This is a genomic window from Aquimarina sp. RZ0, assembly GCF_008370685.1.
Lineage (GTDB): Bacteria > Bacteroidota > Bacteroidia > Flavobacteriales > Flavobacteriaceae > Aquimarina.
The window spans coordinates 24,974-48,885 of the sequence record NZ_VTZU01000032.1; the positions used below are offsets into that span (position 1 = coordinate 24,974).

The window sequence follows — 23,912 nt, forward strand, 5'->3', positions numbered from 1 at the left end:
AACTTCAATTAATTTATATTTGAGCATAAAATAATAAGGCATTTATGGCTGAAGCAAGAACAATGAGATTAAATAAGGTATTACGCGAATTCAATATCTCGCTAGATCGGGCTGTTGACTTTTTGAATTCAAAGGGTCATGAGATAGACTCGCGTCCTACCACAAAAATTTCTCCAGAGATCTATCAGCTCTTGTTTGATGAGTTTCAAACCGATAAGAGTAAAAAGGTAGCTTCAAAAGAAGTTGGTGAAGAAAAAAGAAAGGAAAAAGAAGCTTTACGCGTGCAGATAGAGACAGAGCAGCAAGAGAAGCGTAAGGTTGCTGAAGCGCGTGAAGTTGTAAAAGCCAAAGCTCAATTAGCTGGACCTAAGCAAGTAGGTAAGATTGAACTGGATAAGAAGGAAGAAGTTACCGAAAAGCCCGAAGCAAAAGAGGTGAAAACTCCTGAGAAAGAAGAGAAAATAGAGCAAACTGATAAAATAGAGGAAAAGCCAAAACCAGAAGAAAAGAAACCTGAAGTTGTTTCTAACAGACCGGTTAAAAAATCTATTAAAATTGCTAAAATAGCTGCAATAGATTTAGAGCAGAAAAAGGCAAATAAACAGGCGGAACAGCCTGCTGCCAAGAAAGAAGCAGCAGAGCCTCAGGAACCAGAAGTTCCGGCAGAACCAGTAAAGGTTGAAACTCAATATAAAAAGCTTGATGGCCCTAATTTTACAGGACAAAAAATTGATTTAACAAAGTTTCAAAAGCCTCCAAAAAAGAAGGAAGACAAATCCGAAAAGGCTGGAGGAGATCCTAAAAAACGCCGTAGAAGAATTAGTAAAGAAGGAGCAGGATCTAAACCAGGTGGAGCGGGTAATAATAATAGGCAAGGTGGTGGAAACCGTGGACCAGGTAATAGGGCTCCAGGTGGAAATCGTGGACCGGGAAATCGTGGTCCAGCAAATCGTGGATTGGCAAAAGGAAAGAGACCAGCAGTTGTAAAAGAGGAGCCTAGTGAAGAAGAAGTGCAAAAGCAGGTTAGAGAAACCTTAGAGAAACTCCAAGGTAAATCTAATAAATCGAAAGCTGCTAAATATCGTAGAGATAAGCGTGATCAACACCGTCAGAAAGTTGAAGATGATGTAGCTCAGCAAGAAGAAGAAAGCAAAGTTCTTAAAGTAACAGAATTTGTGACTGTCTCAGAAGTGGCGACGATGATGAGTGTTCCTATTACACAGGTGATCTCTGCTTGTATGTCTCTTGGTATTATGGTTACGATGAATCAACGACTGGATGCAGAAACACTTTCTATTGTTGCCGATGAGTTTGGGTATGAAGTGGATTTTGTAACTTCTGATATCGAAGAAGCAATTGAAGAAATAGTAGATGCTCCGGAAGATCTTGTAAATAGAGCTCCTATCGTCACAGTAATGGGGCATGTTGATCACGGAAAAACGTCATTGTTAGATTATATTCGTGAGGAAAATGTGATAGCAGGAGAAAGTGGAGGAATTACACAGCATATTGGTGCATATGGAGTTCAGTTAGAAAGCGGGCAAAAGATCGCATTTTTGGATACGCCGGGTCACGAAGCATTTACGGCTATGCGTGCTCGTGGTGCTCAAGTCACGGATTTGGCAATTATAGTTATTGCGGCAGATGATGATGTTATGCCACAAACAAAAGAAGCAATCAGTCATGCACAAGCAGCAGGGGTTCCTATTGTTTTTGCTATAAATAAAGTAGATAGACCCGAAGCGAATCCCGAGAAAATAAAAGAGAAATTAGCTTCTATGAACTTATTAGTAGAAGATTGGGGAGGTAGTATTCAATCTCACGATATTTCTGCAAAAACAGGTACAGGGGTTAAAGAATTATTAGAAAAAGTATTGCTGGAAGCTGAAATATTAGAGCTCAAAGCAAATCCAGATAGGTTTGCTGCAGGAACTGTAGTAGAAGCATTCTTGGATAAAGGTCGAGGATATGTATCTACTATATTAGTGCAGACGGGAACACTTCGTGTTGGAGATTATGTACTGGCAGGAAAAAATAGTGGTAAGATTAAGGCGATGCAAGATGAGCGAGGAAATAATGTTAAGGAGGCAGGGCCTTCAACACCAGTTTCGATATTAGGACTTGATGGAGCACCACAGGCAGGAGATAAATTTAGCGTGTTGGAAGATGAAAGAGAGGCTAAGGATATTGCAGCAAAACGTGCTCAATTACATAGGGAGCAATCTGTGCGTACGCAACGTCATATTACACTTGATGAAATAGGACGTAGAATTGCGCTTGGTGACTTTAAAGAATTAAATATTATACTTAAAGGAGATGTTGATGGTTCTGTAGAAGCTTTGACAGATTCGTTCCAGAAACTATCTACAGAAGAGATACATGTAAATATTATTCATAAAGCCGTAGGTGCAATAACAGAAAGTGATGTATTGTTAGCTTCTGCTTCTGATGCGATAATTATAGGATTTAACGTGAGACCAGCTGGTAATGCCAGAATGGTTGCTGATAAAGAAGAGATTGATATTAGAACATATTCTATTATCTATGATGCTATCAATGATCTTAAGGATGCGATGGAAGGGATGCTGTCTCCGGTAATGAAAGAAGAAATTACAGGTACAGCAGAAATAAGAGAAACATTCAAAATTTCTAAAGTAGGTACAATTGCCGGATGTATGGTGCAGACAGGTAAGATAGTCCGTAATGCTGGAGTCCGTTTGATTAGAGAAGGTGTTGTGGTATATACAGGAGAGCTTTCGTCTTTAAAAAGGTTCAAGGATGATGCGAAAGAAGTTGCAAAAGGATATGATTGTGGATTGCAAGTCAAGAACTATAATGATATCAAGATAGGGGATGTAATCGAATCTTTCCAGGAAGTAGCAGTTAAGAAGAAATTGTAATTAAATTTCTTTTAGAAACATAAAAAAGCGATGCTCAAACAAATTTGTTTGAGCATCGCTTTTTTATGAAGAATAAGTTTTTTCTACTTATTAGAAAAACTAAATGCTCCGGGGAACTCTTTTTTTATTTCTTTCAGGGCTCTATCGGTTTCTAATTTACTTCGATAGTTGCCTATCCATACCTTAAAATCTGGGGTTTCCCATTTAAAATTTGTTTCCCATTGCGGAAATGCAGCTTCGGCTTTCTTTAAAATTTTTTGAGCCTGTTTCATGTTTCCGTTGTATAGTTGAATTCTGTAATTGTCACTCAATGTTCCGTCTTTATCCATAGCTGTTTTGATAGCTAATAATTGTTTTATCTTTGGATCTTGATTGATAGTCACAGTTGGATTGGTAGGAGGAGTAGCTTTTACTGTAGTAAAAACAGTAGAATTGTCAGAATTTATAGGATCCTGAGCATGTAAATTTACTATTCCTAAAAAACCAAAGCCTAGTAGTAAAAGGCTGTTTTTTTTGTTTAAAATTCTCATTACAAATAGATTTGATACAAAGGTAAAATTTAATAACTCACAATCCTCTAAAAATATTATTTAGAATTGTTATAAATTAGTACTTAACAGTTCGCTAACATTTCTAGAATCGACTTATTATAGTACTTTTGCTGTCGAATTAAAAGGACGTGGTTTTTTAATCTTTTTTTACAATTAACACTGAAAAAACCATACCAAAATTTAGACGATAATTCTACTTAATAATATGAAACAGGTTAAATACCGAAATTCAGCCTCAAAACTCCTACTCTTAGGAACTGTTTTTTTATTCTCTTTATTGAATCCGGTTTTTGCTCAGGAAGAAGCAGCGCCGACAGAAGCTGTGGCTGCTGGTGGAGATATTGCAAAAGGAGAAGCGTTATTCAAGTCTTTATGTGCTTCTTGCCATAAGCGATATAAAAGAGCAACAGGTCCTGCGCTTTTTGGAGTGACAGAAAGACATAACACCGAGTGGTTGTATTCTTGGATTAAAAACAGCGCTGCAATGATTGCTGCAGGAGACGCAGAAGCTATTGCAATTTATGAAGAGTACAATAAGACTGCAATGAATGCATTTCCGCAGTTGACAAACACAGATATAGATAATATTTTGGCGTATGTTATGGTGCCAAAAGCTGATCCTAAGCCGGTAGAAGGTGGTTCTGTAGCAGGAGGAGAAGGTTCTGATGGTGGTTCAGGAGTTTCATCTAATGTTGTTCTGGCAGCGTTGGCATTGGTGTTCTTAATGTTAGTTGTGGTATTGTTTTTAGTTAATAAAACGCTGAGAAGTTTTGCTGAAGCAAATGGAGTAGCATTACCAGAATCAGAAGAGAGAACTCCGATATGGAAAGCATTTGTTCAAAACCAGTTTTTGGTATTGGTAACAGCAATATTTTTGTTACTTGCCAGTGGGTATTTTGTATACGGATATTTTATGCAGGTAGGTGTAGATCAGGGGTATCAGCCAATTCAACCAATCCACTATTCTCATAAGATTCATGCTGGTGATAATAAGATAGAATGTAAATATTGTCATTCTTCTGCCAGAGTGAGTAAAACTTCTGGAATTCCTTCTCTTAATGTATGTATGAACTGTCATAAATCAATTAGTGAAGTTGCTGAGTCTACAGCTACTGCTGATTATTCAAAAGAGTTTTATGATGGAGAGATTAAGAAATTATATAAAGCTACAGGCTGGGACGAAACGACTCAGTCATATACTGGGGAGACAGAGCCTGTAAAATGGGTTCGTATTCATAATCTTCCTGATTTTGCATATTTTAATCATTCTCAACACGTAAGCGTTGCGGGTGTAGAATGTCAAAAATGTCATGGTCCCGTAGAAGAGATGGAGGTTATGTATCAGCATGCACCGTTAACTATGGGCTGGTGTATAAACTGTCACAGAGAAACCAATATAAAAGTAGCAGATAATGAATATTATGAAAAAATTCATAAAGAATTGTCTAAGAAATATGGAGTGGATAAACTAACAGCTGCGCAAATGGGTGGTCTGGAATGTGGTAAATGCCATTATTAATAATCAAAGTGAGTCCGAACTCGGAAATAGTAAGAAGCTAATATCAATTATATATGTCATCAAACAAGAAATACTGGAAAAGTGTTGAAGAGCTAAAGGAAAATAGCTCTATTGTTGAGACGCTACAACAAAACGAATTCGTGAAGGAAATTCCTACGGATGCGTTTTTAGGAGATAAATCATCTCTGGAAAATTCTTCGACGACACGTCGTGATTTTCTTAAATATGTAGGTTTTAGTACAGCAGCTGCCTCTTTGGCAGCTTGTGAAGGACCTGTTGTTAAGTCGATACCGTATGTTGTGCAACCAGAAAGAATTATTCCTGGGGTTGCTAATTATTATGCAACCACAATCGCTGATGGTTTTGATTTTGCTAGTGTTTTAATTAAAACAAGAGAAGGTCGTCCTATTAAAGTAGAAAATAATAATCTCGCTACTTCTAATGGAGAAGCAAATGCCAGAGTTCATGCTTCAGTATTATCTTTATATGATAATTCTCGTTTGCAAGGGCCAAAAAAGGCAGGAGAAGATATTAGTTGGGATGCTTTGGATAAGGAAGTTGGAGCTAAGCTGAAAAGTCTTGAGGGGAAACAAATTGTTTTGTTAACCCAGACATTTGCGAGTCCTTCTACTTCAAAATTAATATCCGAATTTAAATCAAAATATGCAAACGTTTCTCATGTAGTATATGATGCTATTTCTTATAGCGAAGCATTAGATGCTTATCAAATGATGTATGGAGAAAGAGCATTAGCAGATTATGATTTCTCTAAGGCGGATACGATAGTAAGTATTGCTGCTGATTTCTTGGGAGACTGGCAAGGCGGAGGATATGATGGGGGATATGCTAAAGGGCGTGTTCCTAAGCATGGAAAGATGTCTAAGCATATTCAGTTTGAGGCAAATATGTCTCTTTCTGGAGCAAATGCAGATAAAAGGGTTCAGGTTACACCTTCTCAGCAAAAGCAGGTTTTAGCATCTTTATATAAATATGTTACTGGGAACGGGGCTAAAGGAACTTTGGATGGAGCGTTAGATGCAGAAGTTGTAAAAGCTGCTAAGCAGATACAAAAAGCAGGGAAAAATGCTGTAGTAGTCTCTGGTCTTCAGGATGTAGATGCGCAATTAGTTGTTTTAGCAATAAATAAAGTAATAAAGAGTAAAGCGTTTAATGAAGATACACCTCGAAAAATTCGTCAGGGGAATGCAAAAGCAGTAGCACAATTGATAAAGGATATGAATGCTGGTCGTGTAGGTGGTTTATTGATCGCTGGTGTGAATCCTGCATACTCACTCCCGAATGCTAATGCGTTTAAAGAAGGACTTTCAAAAGTAGCTGTTTCTGTTGCATTTAGTATGCACAATGATGAGACAGCATCTGCATGTAGTTATATAGCAACTACGCCTCATTATTTAGAGTCTTGGGGAGATGTAGAGCTAAAGAAAGGTAGTTACAGTTTAATGCAACCAACCATTCGACCATTATTTGATACACGTCAATTTCAGGAAACATTATTAAAATGGACAGGGAATACGGTATCATACAATGATTATATTAAAAATGCATGGACAGGTGTTCTTGGAGGTACTTCCTGGAATCAGGCTTTGCACGATGGAGTATTGGTAAAACCTATACTTGCCAAAGAATCATTAGAAGTAGCTATTGAAACTCCAGAAGGAGAAGTAGAAACTGTAGCTCCTGTTGGTCCTAATGTAGGGGCTGCTGCTAGAAGATTATCAACAGCAAAGTCTACAGGATTAGAGCTTACCCTATATACAAAGACTGCTCTCGGAGACGGGCAACAGGCAAATAACCCTTGGTTACAGGAAATGCCGGATCCTATTACAAGAGCTTCCTGGGATAATTACCTTACAGTTTCTAAAGCAGATGCAAAAGAACTTGGGTTAATTAATGAGAATGTAGCCAACGGAGCTTTAAATGGCAGTTATGCTAAGGTTACAGTAAATGGAGTGGCAATAGTAGCTCCGGTAATCATTCAGCCAGGACAGGCAAAAGGTTCTGTGGGACTGGCATTAGGATACGGTAAAGTAAAAAATATAAAAGAAGAAATGCAGGTGGGGGTGAATGCATATGCATTATATCAAAACCAAAATGCAGTGCAATCTATTACTCTTGCAAAGGCTGAAGGAACTCACGAGTTTGCCTGTGTTCAGTTGCATAATACTTTAATGGGTCGTGGTGATATTATTAAAGAAACGACTTTAGAGATATTTAATACAAAAGATAAGCACGAATGGAATGCGATTCCAGAAGTGAGTAAAAACCATATAGAATACGAAGTTACTTCACCAGAAGTTGATCTTTGGGATGAATTTGATCGGTCAGTAGGTCATCATTTTAATCTTTCTATTGATCTTAATGCTTGTACAGGTTGTGGTGCTTGTGTAATTGCTTGTCATGCAGAGAACAATGTTCCTGTTGTTGGTAAGTCCGAGATTCGTAGATCTCGTGATATGCATTGGTTACGTATAGACCGTTATTATTCATCAGAAGAAAGTTTTGTAGGAGATAATGATAAAAAAGAAAATATAGCTGGTTTAGGAAGTTCTTTATCTGAGTTTGGAGAGATGGAATCACCATCCGAAAATCCACAGGTAGCTTTTCAGCCAGTTATGTGTCAGCATTGTAATCACGCTCCTTGTGAAACTGTTTGTCCTGTGGCAGCGACATCTCACGGTAGACAAGGTCAAAATCATATGGCATATAACCGCTGTGTGGGGACAAGATATTGTGCGAATAACTGCCCTTATAAAGTACGTAGGTTTAACTGGTTCTTATATAGTGAGAATGATGAGTTTGACTATCATATGAATAATGATCTTGGTCGAATGGTGGTTAATCCTGATGTTACTGTACGATCCAGAGGGGTTATGGAGAAATGTTCAATGTGTATCCAAATGACACAGAAAACAATCCTGGATGCCAAAAGAGATGGAAGACTTGTCAGAGATGAGGAATTCCAGACAGCCTGTTCAGCAGCTTGTTCATCTGGTGCAATGACATTCGGTGATATCAATGATAAGAAAAGTAAAGTAGCTGAGCTTACAAAAGATAACCGTATGTATCACTTACTAGAGCATGTAGGTACAAAACCCAATGTTATGTATCAGACTAAAGTAAGAAATACTACGGAAGCTTAATTTAAACTAATAAAGAATCAATTCAATTATAAAGGATTATGTCTCATTACGAAGCACCTATAAGAAAGCCTTTAGTAACTGGTGATAAAACATATCACGATGTAACCGTGGATGTAGCAGCACCAGTTGAAGGTAAAGCAAATAAATCTTGGTGGATTGTATTTTCTATCGCGCTTATTGCTTTCCTTTGGGGAATAGGTTGTATAATTTACACAGTATCCACGGGAATCGGAACCTGGGGGTTAAATAAAACAGTAGGATGGGCCTGGGATATTACCAACTTTGTTTGGTGGGTAGGTATCGGTCACGCAGGAACTCTGATATCTGCAGTACTGCTATTATTCCGTCAGAAATGGAGAATGGCAATTAACCGATCGGCAGAGGCGATGACTATATTTTCGGTTATTCAGGCAGGTTTGTTTCCGATCATCCATATGGGGCGTCCCTGGTTAGCATATTGGGTTCTACCGATTCCTAATCAATTTGGATCCTTATGGGTAAACTTTAATTCACCACTGCTTTGGGATGTATTTGCAATCTCTACCTATCTTTCAGTGTCATTAGTTTTCTGGTGGACTGGTTTATTACCTGATTTTGCAATGATCAGAGACCGTGCAATAACACCTTTTAATAAGAGAATTTATAGCATACTTTCATTCGGATGGAGTGGTAGAGCAAAAGATTGGCAACGTTTTGAAGAAGTATCTTTGGTACTTGCAGGATTAGCAACGCCTTTAGTACTTTCTGTGCATACAATTGTATCTTTTGACTTTGCAACATCGGTTATTCCTGGATGGCATACCACAATATTTCCTCCATACTTTGTGGCAGGAGCGATTTTCTCTGGGTTTGCAATGGTAAATACACTTCTTATTATTATGAGAAAAGTGTCTAACCTGGAAAATTATATTACTATTCAGCATATCGAATTAATGAACATTGTAATTATGATTACAGGTTCTATAGTAGGTGTAGCATATATAACAGAGTTATTTGTTGCCTGGTATTCTGGAGTAGAGTACGAACAGTATGCATTCCTAAACAGAGCAACCGGACCTTATTGGTGGGCATATTGGGCAATGATGTCTTGTAATGTATTCTCGCCACAGTTCATGTGGTTTCCTAAACTGAGAAGAAGTATTATGTTCTCATTTATTATTTCTATTGTTGTGAATATAGGAATGTGGTTTGAGCGTTTTGTAATTATTGTGACATCACTTCATAGAGATTATTTGCCATCATCATGGACTATGTTCTCTCCTACATTTGTGGATATAGGAATATTTATAGGTACTATTGGATTCTTCTTTGTGTTATTCTTATTATATGCACGTACTTTCCCTGTAATTGCACAGGCAGAAGTGAAAACAATTTTAAAATCATCTGGAGAGAAGTATAAGAAACTTAGAGAAGCTGGTATTGACCATAGAGATGAACTTCCAAAGGTAAAAGCAAAAATAACAATAAAAGGTGAAGCTTCAGAGATAGTGGAGAAACAGGTTGAAGAAGCAAGTCAGGAAGATATAAATAGCTTATTGGATAATATAGGTACATTTGATGCAGCTACAGAAACAGCTGATGATCTCAAAAAAGTGAATGGTATCGGTCCCGTGATGGAAACAAAATTAAATGAGATTGGAATTTTTACTTTCGATCAGGTAAGTAGAATGACTGAAACTGAATACAATTTATTAGATAGTATTACTGGATCTTTCCCAGGTAGAGCACAACGTGATGACTGGGCTGGACAAGCTGACAAATTAAAAAACAACTAGAGTATGGCATCAAAGGTTATACATGCATTATATACAGATGATGATGTCCTGATGGACGCTGTAAAACAGGTCCGAGGAGAACATTATCATATTGAAGAGGTATATACTCCTTTTCCGGTACACGGTCTTGATAAGGCAATGGGATTGGCGCCGACCAGATTAGCAATTACATCATTTATGTATGGATGTGTAGGGCTTACTGTGGCAATTACTATGATGAATTATATTATGATAGAAGATTGGCCTCAGAATATTGGAGGGAAACCGAGTTTTAGCTATCTCGAGAATATGCCGGCTTTTGTTCCGATAATGTTTGAACTTACAGTATTCTTTGCAGCCCATTTAATGGTAATTACTTTTTATATGAGAAGTAAGTTATGGCCTTTTAAAGAAGCAGAAAATCCAGATGTAAGAACGACAGATGATCATTTCTTAATGGAACTGGATGCTAGTCATCATGATGTAAATACCATGACAAGTTTCTTAAGTAGTACGGGAGCGGTAGAGATCAAAGTAATAGATAAGCAAGAAGATAAGCATTAGTAATAATGAAGAATAGTATAAATATTATAATAGTAGCACTGGTGATAATGAGTGTTTTGTCTTGTAAAAAAGATTCAAAACGTAATTATCAGTATATGCCTAATATGTATGAACCTATAGGATATGAACCTTATGGTGAGTATGATGTTTTTGGAGAGAACGGTCAGGAAGCAAAGCTTCCGGCAGAAGGTTCTATACCCAGAGGGTGGATGCCTTATGATTACAAAAACTCTAATGAAGGATATCAAATGGCAAAAGATTCTTTAAAGAATCCTATTCGTTATAGAAAGGATAATCAAGAAGCGGGAAAAGCTTTGTATGACATCTATTGTGCAATCTGTCACGGAGACAAAGGTAACGGTAAAGGTACTTTAGTAAAAAGAGAAAAGATATTAGGAGTGCCTAGTTATGATGATGCTGGTCGTGCTATTACAGAAGGAAGTATTTACCATGTAATGTATTACGGAATTAATACTATGGGATCATATGCTTCTCAAACAAGTGAACATGAGCGTTGGCAAATTGTTCAATATGTACAGAAGTTAAAAGCTGATTTGGAAGGTAAGACTCCACGTATTGATACTGATGTCGCTGAAGCAAAATTGCCTGAAGTACATCACGATCAAGAACCGACAGAAAAGAATCATAGTAACGCACATTAGTGCATTCGTAAAGAAGTTAAGAATAACGATATTATAAAGATATGTATACGCTATCAAGTAAATTAAAATTATTTTCTATCGTCCTTGTAGTTATTGGGGTATTGGGCCTTTCATATGGTTTTCTGTCTACTCCAGGTACTATTGAAGATGTAAAAAAAGAGATGGCAGCGCACGATGCGCATGGAGGACATAGTGAATCAAAAGCAAAAGCAGATCATCACGGTGATGAAAGTCATGGAGAAGAGACAGCTCATGGGGGTGATGCGCATTACGAACATATATTGCATCAGCTGCAAAATAAGCCTTGGGCAGCATTGTATATAGCAGCGTTTTTCTTTTTTATGATTGCTTTAGGTGTATTAGCATTTTATGCAATTCAATTTGCAGCACAGGCAGGCTGGTCTCCAGTACTTTTTAGGGTAATGGAAGCAATAACAGCATATTTGGTTCCCGGAGGAATTATATTATTTGTAATCCTTGCATTATCCGGTTTTCATATAAATCATCTATTTGTATGGGCAGATCCAGAAGTCGTAGCTCATGATAAATTAATTCAAGGTAAATCAGGTTGGCTTAACGGAACAGGATTTGTTATAAGAGCGATCATCTTTTTAAGTGGATGGCTGTTATATCGTCATTTTGCGATTAAATATTCAAGAAAACAAGATGAAGACCCAACAGGTAATCGATGGTATAAGAAAAGTTTCAAAATTTCTGCAGGATTCCTTGTGTTTTTTATATATACCGAATCCATGGCTTCTTGGGATTGGATTATGAGTTTTGATCCACACTGGTTCAGTACATTGTTTGGATGGTATGTATTTGCAAGTTTATTTGTATCTGGTATTACTACTATTGCATTGATTACAATTTATTTGAAATCTAAAGGATATATGGAATTCGTAAATAATAGTCATATTCACGATTTGGCTAAGTTTATGTTTGGTGTTAGTATATTCTGGACTTACTTATGGTTCTCTCAATTTATGTTAATATGGTATTCTAATATTCCTGAAGAAGTAACATACTTTATTACGCGTATAGAAGATTATAAATTACCATTCTTTGGGATGCTGGCAATGAACTTTATTTTTCCATTATTAGTATTGATGAATAGTGATTACAAACGTTTAAACTGGTTTGTGGTAATGGCAGGTATTGTTATTTTGTGTGGGCACTATATTGATGTGTTTAATATGGTAATGCCAGCGACAGTAGGCACATCTTGGTTTATAGGAATTTCTGAAATTAGCGCTGTGTTGTTATTTTTAGGAATATTCTTATATGTTGTGTTTAATGCATTGACTAAAGCACCATTATTGGCTAAGGGTAATCCTTATATCGAGGAAAGTAAACATTTCCATTATTAAAAAAATAGATTGTAAAAAAGAAGATAGATAAAAATGACTGTATTCTTAACTATAGTAGTTTTAGCACTTATTGGGATCTCGTTGTGGCAGATGTCGAAGATTTTAAAATTGTCTCAAGTAAAATCAGATAATTCTCAGGTAGCTAACGACAAGGATAATAACTTACAAGGTAAGTTAATGCTTGCTTTTGTAATATTCATGTATCTTTTAACTATATATTGTTTTGTGCAATATCATAGTTTTTTCCTTCCTGAGTCTGCTTCTGCACATGGGGTTGATTATGACAGGTTGATGATAATTTCTATGGTGTTGATTTTTGTTGTTCAGTTTATAACACAGGGATTATTACATTTCTTTGCTTATACGTATAGAGGTAAAAAAGAAAATAAAGCATTGTTCTTTGCTGATAATGATAAATTAGAATTTATCTGGACTATCATACCAGTAATTGTATTAGCTGGATTGATTATATATGGATTATTTACCTGGACTGATATTATGAATATTGATGAAGAGGAAGGAGATCCATTAATAGTTGAATTATATGCATACCAATTTGATTGGAGAGCGAGATATGCAGGTCAGGATAATGTATTAGGAAAAGCGAATGTTCGTTTTATAGAAGGTGTTAATACATTAGGAGTAGATGTTTCTGATTCATATGGTATGGATGATAAGATCACTAATGAACTACATTTACCTGTAAATAGAAAAGTTATCTTTAAAATGCGATCACAGGATGTATTACACTCAGCATATATGCCTTTCTTTAGAGCGCAAATGAATGTTGTTCCTGGTATGATTACTGAATTTTCTTATACTCCAACGATGACATCTGAGGAGATGAAGAATAGTGATTTCATGGTTGAGAAGGTTGCTACCATTAATAAGATCAGAAAAAAGAAGAGTAAGAAATTAGTTGCTGCGGGAGATGAAGCTTTAGAAACTTATGAATTTGAATATTACCTGTTATGTAATAAAATTTGTGGAGCTTCGCATTATAATATGCAAATGAAGATCGTTGTAGAGTCTGAAGAGGAGTATAATACATGGTTAAAAACGCAACAAACGTTTAAAGACCAATTATCAGCACAGGCAAGTAACTAAGCTAAGAGAGAAAAGAAAAATTAATATATTTTATTAAAAGAATAACGTATGTCAGCAATAGCAACTGTAGATGGTCACGAAGAAGATCACGGACATCATCATAAAGAGACATTTATCACTAAATATATTTTTAGTCAGGATCATAAAATGATCTCAAAACAGTATTTAGTTACTGGTTTGATTATGGGGATTATTGGTATAGCCATGTCTATATTGTTTAGATTACAATTAGCCTGGCCTGATCATAAGTTTACTATTTTTGAAGTATTATTAGGAAAATTTGGAACCGATGGAGTAATGGATCCAAGTATGTATCTTGCCTTGGTAACTATCCATGGTACTATTATGGTATTCTTCGTACTTACGGCGGGATTAAGTGGTACGTTTAGTAACCTTTTGATTCCATTACAGATTGGTGCGAGAGACATGGCTTCAGGGTTCTTAAATATGATTTCTTACTGGTTGTTTTTCTTAAGTAGTGTAATTATGGTACTTTCTCTTTTTGCAGAGGCAGGTCCTGCATCAGCAGGGTGGACTATCTATCCTCCATTAAGTGCATTACCACAGGCAATCGGTGGATCAGGAACAGGGATGACATTGTGGTTAGTCTCTATGGCTATTTTTATTGCATCTTCTTTATTAGGTTCATTAAATTATGTAGTAACCGTGATTAATTTACGAACCAAAGGCATGTCTATGACACGTATGCCATTAACAATCTGGGCATTTTTTGTGACAGCTATTATTGGTATTGTATCATTCCCGGTATTACTATCTGCAGCTTTGTTATTAATTATGGATAGAGGTTTTGGCACTTCTTTTTACTTAAGTGATATTTATATTGCAGGTGAAGTATTGCATAATCAAGGAGGATCTCCGGTTCTCTTCGAACATTTATTTTGGTTCTTAGGGCATCCAGAAGTATACATTGTATTATTACCGGCATTAGGAATCACTTCAGAGATTATTGCTACAAATTCTCGTAAACCAATATTTGGATATCGAGCGATGGTTGCTTCTATTCTGGCAATTGCATTTTTATCTACAATTGTTTGGGGACATCATATGTTTATATCAGGGATGAATCCATTTTTAGGTTCTGTATTTACATTTACAACATTATTAATTGCGATACCATCAGCGGTAAAATCATTTAATTATATAACGACATTATGGAAAGGTAACCTGCAGTTAAACCCTGCAATGCTCTTTTCTATAGGATTAGTATCTACATTTATAACAGGAGGTCTTACAGGGATTATTCTAGGGGATAGTACATTAGATATCAATGTGCACGATACATATTTTGTAGTAGCTCACTTTCACCTGGTGATGGGTATATCTGCATTATATGGTTTATTTGCAGGAGTATATCACTGGTTTCCTAAGATGTATGGTAAGATGATGAATAAGAATCTTGGGTATATACATTTCTGGGTGACAGCAGTAGGAGCTTATGGAGTATTTTTCCCAATGCACTTTATAGGAATGGCGGGACTGCCAAGACGTTATTATACCAATAGTTACTTTCCTTATTTTGATGATTTGTCTGATACAAATGTGTTGATTACTGTTTTTGCATTAATCACGGCAGCAGCTCAGTTGGTGTTCTTATATAATTTTATAGTTTCTATTTTCTACGGAAAGAAAGCAGTGCAGAATCCTTGGAGTTCTAATACTATGGAGTGGACAACACCTGTGGAGCATATCCACGGAAACTGGCCTGGAGCTATTCCTCACGTATATAGATGGCCTTATGATTATAGTAAAACCAATGAAGATGGAGAATATGTTATAGCAGGACAGGATTATGTTTCTCAAATTACTCCGTTGCAAGATGGAGAAGAAGAGATGCATCATTAAAAAGAATATAGATATATTATATAGATATAAAAAAAGCTTTTCATGAAAATGAAAAGCTTTTTATGTTTGTACAAGACCATTTTTGTTTTAACATTATGCAAATGAAAAAGAATGGAGCGTGTACTGTGTGATTCTTTATAAAATAAAATTTAATCGCGTGTACACATATCTTCCTGTAAAGCCATAAGGCACAAATCCAGAATATGGAAATACACCATTCCTGCTCATTGACTTGAACCGTTTTTCTGGATAGATATTGAATAGATTATTAGAACCTACAGCAATTCGTAACTTATCAGACATGAGTTTATAACTTACTTCCATATCATTGATAAGTTGACCTCCATAAGTATGATCAAATTCTGGTCGATTGTTAGCAAAACGCTCAGAAGCGGTGATTTCTCCATAATAGATCGATTTTATAAGAACATTCAACTTAGATCTTTCGTAATTAATAATAAAGTTTCCTACACTGGAAGGAGCACTATTCTCTATGCGCACCTGATTGCTATGTCCTAATAAAGGAGTTTCTGAAAAAGGTGTCAGTTCCTCAGGTGTTTCAATTTGTTTTTCATTGGTAATACGTGTGCTATTAAAATTGGCAGATACTGTAAATCCAAGCTTGTTTTCTATGACGCCTCCAAATGTTACATTATAATTGATTAATATATCAAGGCCTCGGGTGCGCGTATCCAATCCATTAGTAAAATAATTTACCTGAGTAATACCTGAACCAGGAGCAATGGTTTCTAGAAAATTTGCCAAGAGATTTTGACCGCCTTCCTGGATACCCGCAAATTGTTCTGACAAAATAATTCTGTCATTTACATTTGTTTGATATGCGTCAATAGTGATAGATAAATCTTTTGTGTTGTAAGTAATTCCGCCGCTAATATTAGTTGCTTTTTCTGGATTTAATTCTCTGGCACCTATTGCTCTGGCAATTTCTGTATCCACTGGGAAAGTTCCTGTTTGTTGTAAGGAACCATCTCCTGCGGGCTGTAATGAACGATTAGAATAGTTTTGTTGGGCGAGTGCAGGTGCTCTAAAACCTGTGCTTGTGGAGGATCGTATTGCCATTCCTTCAGTTATTTCCCATCTACCAGATAGTTTCCCATTGACAGTACTCCCAAAATCAGAGTAATTTTCAAAACGACCCGCAACTCCAATAGTTAATGATGGGATAATATCAGTTTCTAGATCTGTATAAAAGGAAATATTAGACCGGTTTGCGGTTGTGGCGTCCAGGTCAGAAAAACTAGGCACACACTGCGTACCAATAATAGCTTCTCCTCCTGCATTAGGGCCATCAATTATAGGCACACCTCCATTGGTAAATGCAGCAGGTTCACCAGCATATATCTCATAGCTCTCATATCTGAATTCTGATCCAAAAGCCAGATTGAGGGGAGAAGCCAGATTGATGTCAATACTTCTGCTAATATCAATATTTGTGGAAGCTTGTAAAAACCGTGTACCTCCGCCATCAAAGTCAGTCTGAGGTCTCAAACCTGTATTGGATACGTTTTGATTATCGCCTAATGATACGTTCAATGTTTCTCCTCTAAAATTGAAATCACCAAAACCAACAGACTCACTTAGATCATAGTTCCATTTTCCGAACGAACCTTTGATACCAGCAGAACCAGAATAATCTTTTAGAATAGGGGTAATATTAGGTAAGTATCCATCAGGACGTATGGATCGCACATTGTTATTAGATCTTGGTTCTCTCCAGAAACAGGGGCCACGACCTTCTCTTCTGCTCACTCCTCCAAAAAGATATACCTCATGATCATCTGTAATAGGATATTCTGCATTAATAAAACCGCTAATATCTGTTAGCTCACTTTTTCCAAACCACCAGTTCTCACGATCAAAACTGGCTTCTCTGGGATCAATTGTAGTGTCAGGTAAATCCAGTTCAGTGGGATTTCCGGTTTGCTCACCATTCGCTAATGTTCCAAAATATTGATATACCGGATCTAATCCCGCTCTGTCAGATCTTCCTTGTTTCCAAAATTGTAGTGAGGCATTAATGTTTCCTTTCCCAAGATCAAACCCTTTAGAAATACCAACAATTAAAGATTCTCCGTCTGTATGGGTAATATCCTCTTCGGTACGCACCCAATCCTTTACAAAAAGCCCTGGTTGAAAATCAGCATCTGATTGTCCGGCAATTAACCCTTCACCTGGGGCATATCCTCTTCGTTCTGTACTGAGGTTTTGTCCGGCAGTAACTGTGACATTAAGTTTTTTGTTTTTTTTCAATACGATATTGACTACTCCTGCTATGGCATCAGAACCATATTGGGCAGATGCACCATCTCTTAGTACTTCTATTCGTTCAATTGCTGAAGGAGGAATACTGTTTAGATCTACATTTACAGAACCACGAGCCTGTTCATTATCGTTAACTACAGGAGAGATATGTCGTCGTTTACCGTTCACCAATACTAATACATGTTCTGATCCAAGACCTCTTAAATTAAAAGGACGAACATAATCTGTTCCATCTGTGATACTATTTTTAAAAGAAGTCAATGACGGGATTAATGATTGTAGTAATTCTACAGTTTGTGTGGTTCCTGAGGATACAATTTGTTCCTGTCCAATAACATCGATTGGGACCGTAGATTTTATAACGGTTCGGTTTTTTCTCCTGGTTCCCAAAACTACCAGTTCATCTAAACTGACAGCTGCATTATTGAGTATGAGATCGTTCAATTGTAATGTCTGTCCTTCTTTGAGGTCGATTGCTACAGTTAGATCTTCATATCCAAGGTAACTGATTTTTAAGGTGTAGCTTCCCGGTGGAATACCTAGATCGAATTTGCCTTCAAAATCTGTAATAGATGCATGCTCAGTGTTTATCGCCACAATTGTAGCTCCTATTAATGCTTCTGTATTATTATTAATAACACGCCCTTTAATATTTTGGGCGGTTATCTGAAAAGATATTCCTGTAAAGAGGATGAAAAAAAGTATGAAATTTATGCTTTTATGCTTTGATAGTTTCATAATGATTGGTTTTAAAATAAAATAATACGTTAGTATTTTATTAATTCTTGATATGATATTGATAGCAATCGTAAAGGAATATAGGTAGCAGTAGTTTTTACTTGTAAAGGCGCATTATACTTTGATAAATAGAATACAGCGAGTTTTACCAGATGCATTTTACTAAATGTAATATGCCCTCTTTTGATTAAGATGTGAACTAAATCTCTATGTTTTGGAAATATTTTATTCCAGTTTTGTGGCTAGATTTAGTATGCGTATAATAAAGTCAATTCAGGATGAATGAAATATATAAGCTGTTTTTTTTAGTTACTTTGTTGGTATGAATTTGAAGTAGATTGCGGTTGTTCCGAAATTTCATACGTTGTATAGGTAAGAAATTAGTTCAAGTTATGATCATAAATTTATGTCTGGCTAGTCTGATCTGGGAACTATCTACATAAATCAGGAAGTACGAAACCGAGACGATTCTTGATCATTCGTGAGCAACTTAAAAAAACTAACAAATCATTGTATATTCTGAATTTACTAATTATGACTATAGATTACATCAAATAATGCTACTTAAAAATTCTTTTCTATGCTAAATAAAGAGAATACGTTTGCTGTTTCTGGAAAAATCTTAATTTTCTAACCACATTAATTCCCTATAACTATTAGGAATAGCGCAATGTAATTGATTATTAATTGTTTAATAGTAATGTTTTCTAATTAGTACCCTTTTCTGATTTAAAATTACCTGTTAAAGTTTGCTCTTTTTCGTTTATATTTCAAAATAAAAAGAAATTGTAGAGATACTTTATTTTCTTTTTGTCTAAACAAGAAATTACTACTTCTATTTGAGTATTTCTAAAATAGAATTGGTATAAGAATTACTAATACTTCGTATTGTGATTTCCAAAATTAGGGATACGATTTTTGCAGTCGTAAACCACGATTCAGCAATTTGTAGTTGGGATCTCAATAATATTTTTAATTATATTACTGTTGTTGGGGTATCATGTGTGAGTACAGTAGCTAGATATATGTAAGCATAGTTTTAGGTTTTAAGATTATTAATTAATGTTTTATAGTTATATTAACAAGTATATCTAAGATATCCCTACCCATAAAAATATTATAGTGACTTAATATTTACGATGGTTTTTGTTTTGGATGACTTATATATAGCTTCCTGAACTTTTAGTGTTTTTAGATAATCCTCTCCATCGGTTTCAAAATCCTTTCCGGAGATTAATCTATCTATATAATCTTTTTGAAAATTATAACAGCAATCTCCTGCAAAACCAGTATCATTATGGGAATATTCATGTTGTTTTTCTATCTCTCCTAGTTTTTGTATTGTTATTTTTCCGTCAGAATATAATCTGACAGAACCTTTGGAACCATCAATGAGGTATTCACCAAAAGTATATCTTGATTTTTTAAAATTGTTTTCGTTGTATCTATTTGCGTCCCACAGTGCGTGTGCATTATTCTCAAAATTTAGAATAACGACCGCAGAATCTTCTCCTTGTATCACAGGGTTTAATTTTTTTAGCATAGCAAATACACTATTTATTTCTCCACCATGATATCTAAAAGTATCTATAAAATGTACGCCTGTTTCATAAATGAGTAGTTTTTTATAGTCTCTAAAATAAGGTTGCCTGCTTAGGTATGCATCAGCTCCCCAACCATCGCCCATTCTGGACCTGAAGTTCAAACTAAAAAGATCACCAATTTCATTATAGTCTATAATTTTTTTAATTTCCCGATGCCAGGGTTGAAAGCGAAAGTTCTCATGAACTGCAAATCGCACTTTTTTTTTTGTGATATAATCAACTAGTTTGATAGCTTCATCATATCTGGGAGCTAAAGGTTTTTGACATATAATAGCGATCCCCAGATCTGCAGCAAAACAGCACATCTCGTAATGAGTTTCTGGAGGTGTTATAATATCTACAAAATCAGGCATTTCCTGAGTAAGCATTTCTTTATAATCAATATAGTACTTGTTTATATTATAAGTGTTCATAGTTGTCCTTGCTTCATCGGGATCAATACTGCATATTGCTGTAATTGTCACTTCTGGAATTCTGCTCCATGCTTCATATTGAAATTGACTAAAATAGCCACACCCAATAGCGACTCCTCTAAACTGTTTATTCATTTACAATGGTTTTATCAGGATTCATATTAAGCCAAAAAATGATGGAAATACCTGCAAGAATAGCAGCGATATAAAAAAAAGTATCGTTAGAGCCTGTCCATTTCTGTAAATATGGGAAAGCAAGTGCAGTAGTAAAAGAGCCAAGGTTTCCTGCCATATTCATCATTCCTGATACCTTACCCGCATGATTCTGTCCTATATCAATACAAAATGACCAGGAAGGGCTGAGGGTCATATCAGCTCCAAAAATTGCTATTGATATACATAATACTGCCCCCAAGGGAGACTCCATATATAAACTTGAAATAATTCCTATAATGACCAGTACAAATCCTATAATAGCTGGAACTCTTCTTGAAAGTTTCCATTTTCCTTTTCTATAGATAGTATCTACCAGAAACCCAGAAACCCAATTGCCTACAGCACCTGCTAATAGTGGTAACATAGAGTAGAATCCTGCATCTACAAGGTTCAGACTATATTTTTGCTTAATATATGGGAATAGCCAGGTAAGCGTGAAAAAAAATATAAAATTACTACCGATATATTGCCCCATAGCAAAAAGTACATTTTTAGAACTAAGTATTTTTTTAATAGATAACCCTTTTTTTGTCGAAATACTTTCTTTTTGACGGTTTTCGATGATATATTGTTTCTCTTCTTCAGGAATTCCCTGATGTTCTTCTGGAGTATTAGTAAAAACAAAATAAAACATGATGGCAAATATGATTCCTATAGCTCCAAAAATGTAAAAGATATTTCTCCACCCAAAAATCTCTATCATATATGCGACTAGAGGTAATGCAAATGCAGCTCCCAAACGAGATCCGGAAAAATTGATCCCTTGAAAAATACCGCGTTCTTTTAAAGGAACCCAGGAGAAGGCAGCTCTCGAAATATTAGGAAAGGCTCCTGCTTCTCCTGCGCCGAATATGAATCTAAAAAAAAGCATGGAAATATAATTCCAGGCAAACCCTGTTAATGATGTGAATACAGACCAGATAACCATAATTGCAGTCATAACTTTGCGAACTCCATAGCGGTCACCCAGTGCTCCACCAGGAACCTGGAAGAGGGCATAACCTAAAGCAAATGCTCCCAATACCCACCCCATTTCTGTGTCTGTAAGACTTAAGTCTCTACCGATAGCGTCTTTTGCTGAGGAAATACACACTCTATCTATATACAATAAGAGTGTTATTAAAAAAGAACCAGCAAAGAATCCATATCTTTTTGAAGATGTTGTCATATCAAGATAATTTTTGTATTAATGTGTAAAGTGATTCCTCAGTACCTACATTTCCCGGAAAAACAATGTAAGGTATCTTCGGAAATTTTGTTTCTTTACCCATTTCCCAAACTGGGATACCGGGTAATATTTGTCCTAAAACTTTAGAGCGTTTCATACCCAGACCTTTGATTGCAATATCATGAGAAGTAATACCTCCTTTTGCTAAAATATATTTTGGTCTGGTAGAAATTTGTTTTAGTAATGTAACCAGTGCCATCGATACCTTGGTTGCAATAGCAATCGTAGTGTCAATATCTGATCCGGTAACTAATTTTCGACTGGTGTAAACAATTGTATTCTTACCTGATTTAAGATGTCGATCTGCTTTAGCAATGATAGTTTCGAGATAAGAAATTGAATTACTACCTAATATTTGATCTATGTGTATTTCTATTGTATTATTTATATCAGCCTGGCTTAATAAATATTTCAACTGTGCAGAAGATTTAGAAACATAAGACCCTATAATAAGTAAGCCTCCATTTTTAGTAGTGTTATGAAATAAATCCTTGGGATCTAGCAGCTCTTTTTTAGAAAGCCCAATGTAGCTTGGAACAAATGAACTTGAAGTTCTGTATAGGATTTTTTTGCCATTTTTTTCTGCCAGTAGTAACGCCTGTGTAATTTTATCCAGATCATTATAATTAAGCGCATTGATGATACAATAGGTACCGTATGTCAGTGCCAAAATTTGTTTGCTTAATGAATGTATATCGAGCGTTCTTATTTCCGAAATCGAAAATGAAGCTATTTCTGATGCCTGTATGTTGCCGTTTGTTTTTTCTTCTATCCACTCTTTTAGATTAGCTTTGGTGTATCCAAAAGAATGATCTTTTGAAAAAGCTGTTTCATTAACAGGTGTCAAAGTACCCGAATCCAATATATAGTGAATATCATTTACAGTTATTCTGCCTCCCTCAAACATAACAGGTATAAATATGGTAAGAGTATTTAAAAAATCTTCAGAATGTTTTATAGCATTAATCTCTGCCGAGAAATGTCCTCTTAGTGTAGAATCACTTCTACTGATAATCGTATATCCACGTTGCGTTATTGCAGAGGCTTTGATTATATTTTTAGCTATTTTATGGTATATTTCAGATATTTCTGTAACTCGGAGACTTCTGGAGTTTGTCAATATAAAAAATATGGGTGTCTTTTTTTTTAACTCATCAGTAAGCGTTTCTACATCCCAGACGGTTAACAAAGGTATTCCATAAACTGTTTGATTACCAGTCGGATCATCGTCAATTACAATACAGGTTTTATGAAGACTTCTAAAAAGGATATCATTCTTATCTCTATAATTAGTTATATCGACAGCAGGTAATGTTTTTGATATGTCTGATATTGAATTCATGAATAATTTTCTATAGCGATTACTCTTGCAGGTGCACCATCTCCATTAGAAATTTTTAAGGGTAATGCAATTAGTTCTATGGTATTGGATTGCACTGCATCAATATTGGTAAGCCCTTCGATAATCACAACGCTTTGCAGTAAGATCTGATGAATATTTGTAACTTCTTCTATATTATTTACATCTGCAACAGATGGTGGTTCTACACCAATCATTTTTACATTTTGTTTTACGCACCACAAAGCAAGCTCTTCACTTATTCTTGGCAGCTCATCTCTATAGATGGATGAATCAACATATCGAGACCAATCTGTCCAGAAAATCAAACTATCACCAGGTATAAACTGCTCTTTTATGTTTTTAGGAATATGATCAGAAGTTATTAATCCTTTAAATCCAATAGTACGTACATCGATGATCCAGGCTTTACCCATACAATCAGAAAGAGGAATTTGATCTATTGTTTGATCACTTACATTAAAATGAGCAGGTGCATCCATATGTGTGCCGCAATGAGAATAAAAAGTGAGCGTACTGGCATTCCAGCCATCATCTTTTACTGTTTTATTGGTTTTTTTGGTGAACCCATCCAGCTGATTTGTATAAGAAAGCGTAAGATCAACGATGTTTTTCATGA

15 protein-coding genes are annotated in these 23,912 nt (G+C 35.8%); 9 read left to right on the top strand and 6 right to left on the bottom strand.

What is annotated here, in order from left to right; translation table 11 throughout:
• The first annotated feature begins 44 nt into the window (after positions 1-44).
• Complete coding sequence (gene infB, locus F0000_RS13395) at positions 45-2,900, top strand: translation initiation factor IF-2 (protein WP_149625228.1); 2,856 nt, start codon at positions 45-47, stop codon at positions 2,898-2,900.
• Positions 2,901-2,983: 83 nt separating this feature from the next.
• On the opposite strand, the gene F0000_RS13400 is transcribed toward infB, so the two are convergent.
• Positions 2,984-3,430, bottom strand: a complete 447-nt coding sequence (locus F0000_RS13400; RefSeq protein WP_149625229.1) for an SPOR domain-containing protein — start codon at positions 3,428-3,430, stop codon at positions 2,984-2,986.
• Positions 3,431-3,656: 226 nt separating this feature from the next.
• Between F0000_RS13400 and F0000_RS13405 the strand changes: the two genes are divergently transcribed.
• Genes F0000_RS13405 through F0000_RS13440 form a run of 8 tightly spaced genes read left to right on the top strand, consistent with a single transcriptional unit; the run spans position 3,657 to position 15,451 of the window.
• Positions 3,657-4,970, top strand: coding sequence for a cytochrome c3 family protein (locus F0000_RS13405; protein ID WP_149625230.1), 1,314 nt, complete (start codon positions 3,657-3,659; stop codon positions 4,968-4,970).
• Positions 4,971-5,023: 53 nt separating this feature from the next.
• On the top strand, positions 5,024-8,131 hold the full coding sequence (locus F0000_RS13410; protein ID WP_149625231.1) for a TAT-variant-translocated molybdopterin oxidoreductase: 3,108 nt from the start codon (positions 5,024-5,026) through the stop codon (positions 8,129-8,131).
• Between the two features lie 35 nt (positions 8,132-8,166).
• Positions 8,167-9,906: an NrfD/PsrC family molybdoenzyme membrane anchor subunit gene (nrfD, locus tag F0000_RS13415; RefSeq protein ID WP_149625232.1), complete on the top strand. Its 1,740-nt coding sequence runs from the start codon at positions 8,167-8,169 to the stop codon at positions 9,904-9,906.
• Positions 9,907-9,909: 3 nt separating this feature from the next.
• The gene (locus F0000_RS13420) at positions 9,910-10,449 is read left to right on the top strand and encodes a DUF3341 domain-containing protein (RefSeq protein WP_149625233.1); all 540 of its coding nucleotides are present in this window, start codon (positions 9,910-9,912) and stop codon (positions 10,447-10,449) included.
• A 5-nt stretch (positions 10,450-10,454) separates the two neighbouring features.
• The gene (locus F0000_RS13425) at positions 10,455-11,111 is read left to right on the top strand and encodes a cytochrome c (RefSeq protein ID WP_149625234.1); all 657 of its coding nucleotides are present in this window, start codon (positions 10,455-10,457) and stop codon (positions 11,109-11,111) included.
• A 41-nt stretch (positions 11,112-11,152) separates the two neighbouring features.
• A complete protein-coding gene (locus F0000_RS13430; RefSeq protein WP_149625235.1) occupies positions 11,153-12,481 on the top strand; it encodes a quinol:cytochrome C oxidoreductase in 1,329 nt (442 codons plus the stop codon).
• Between the two features lie 33 nt (positions 12,482-12,514).
• Entirely contained in the window at positions 12,515-13,588 is a 1,074-nt protein-coding gene (locus tag F0000_RS13435; RefSeq protein ID WP_149625236.1) for a cytochrome c oxidase subunit II, read from the top strand.
• Positions 13,589-13,636: 48 nt separating this feature from the next.
• Positions 13,637-15,451 carry a cbb3-type cytochrome c oxidase subunit I gene (locus tag F0000_RS13440; protein WP_149625237.1) on the top strand — a complete coding sequence of 605 codons (1,815 nt, stop codon included), beginning with the start codon at positions 13,637-13,639 and terminating at the stop codon, positions 15,449-15,451.
• Positions 15,452-15,586: 135 nt separating this feature from the next.
• On the opposite strand, the gene F0000_RS13445 is transcribed toward F0000_RS13440, so the two are convergent.
• The 5 genes from F0000_RS13445 to F0000_RS13465 all read right to left on the bottom strand — a co-directional run bounded on the left by F0000_RS13445 (position 15,587) and on the right by F0000_RS13465 (position 23,910).
• Positions 15,587-18,472, bottom strand: coding sequence for a TonB-dependent receptor (locus F0000_RS13445; RefSeq protein ID WP_149625238.1), 2,886 nt, complete (start codon positions 18,470-18,472; stop codon positions 15,587-15,589).
• 1,117 nt (positions 18,473-19,589) lie between these two features.
• Complete coding sequence (locus F0000_RS13450) at positions 19,590-20,624, bottom strand: Gfo/Idh/MocA family protein (protein ID WP_149625239.1); 1,035 nt, start codon at positions 20,622-20,624, stop codon at positions 19,590-19,592.
• Positions 20,617-21,873, bottom strand: a complete 1,257-nt coding sequence (locus F0000_RS13455) for an MFS transporter (protein ID WP_149625240.1) — start codon at positions 21,871-21,873, stop codon at positions 20,617-20,619. The genes F0000_RS13450 and F0000_RS13455 overlap by 8 nt, the downstream gene beginning before the upstream one ends.
• 1 nt (position 21,874) lies before the next feature.
• On the bottom strand, positions 21,875-23,275 hold the full coding sequence (locus F0000_RS13460) for a four-carbon acid sugar kinase family protein (protein ID WP_149625241.1): 1,401 nt from the start codon (positions 23,273-23,275) through the stop codon (positions 21,875-21,877).
• Positions 23,272-23,910, bottom strand: coding sequence for a cyclase family protein (locus tag F0000_RS13465; RefSeq protein WP_149625242.1), 639 nt, complete (start codon positions 23,908-23,910; stop codon positions 23,272-23,274). Before F0000_RS13465 ends, F0000_RS13460 begins: the two co-directional genes overlap by 4 nt.
• Positions 23,911-23,912 lie beyond the last annotated feature (2 nt).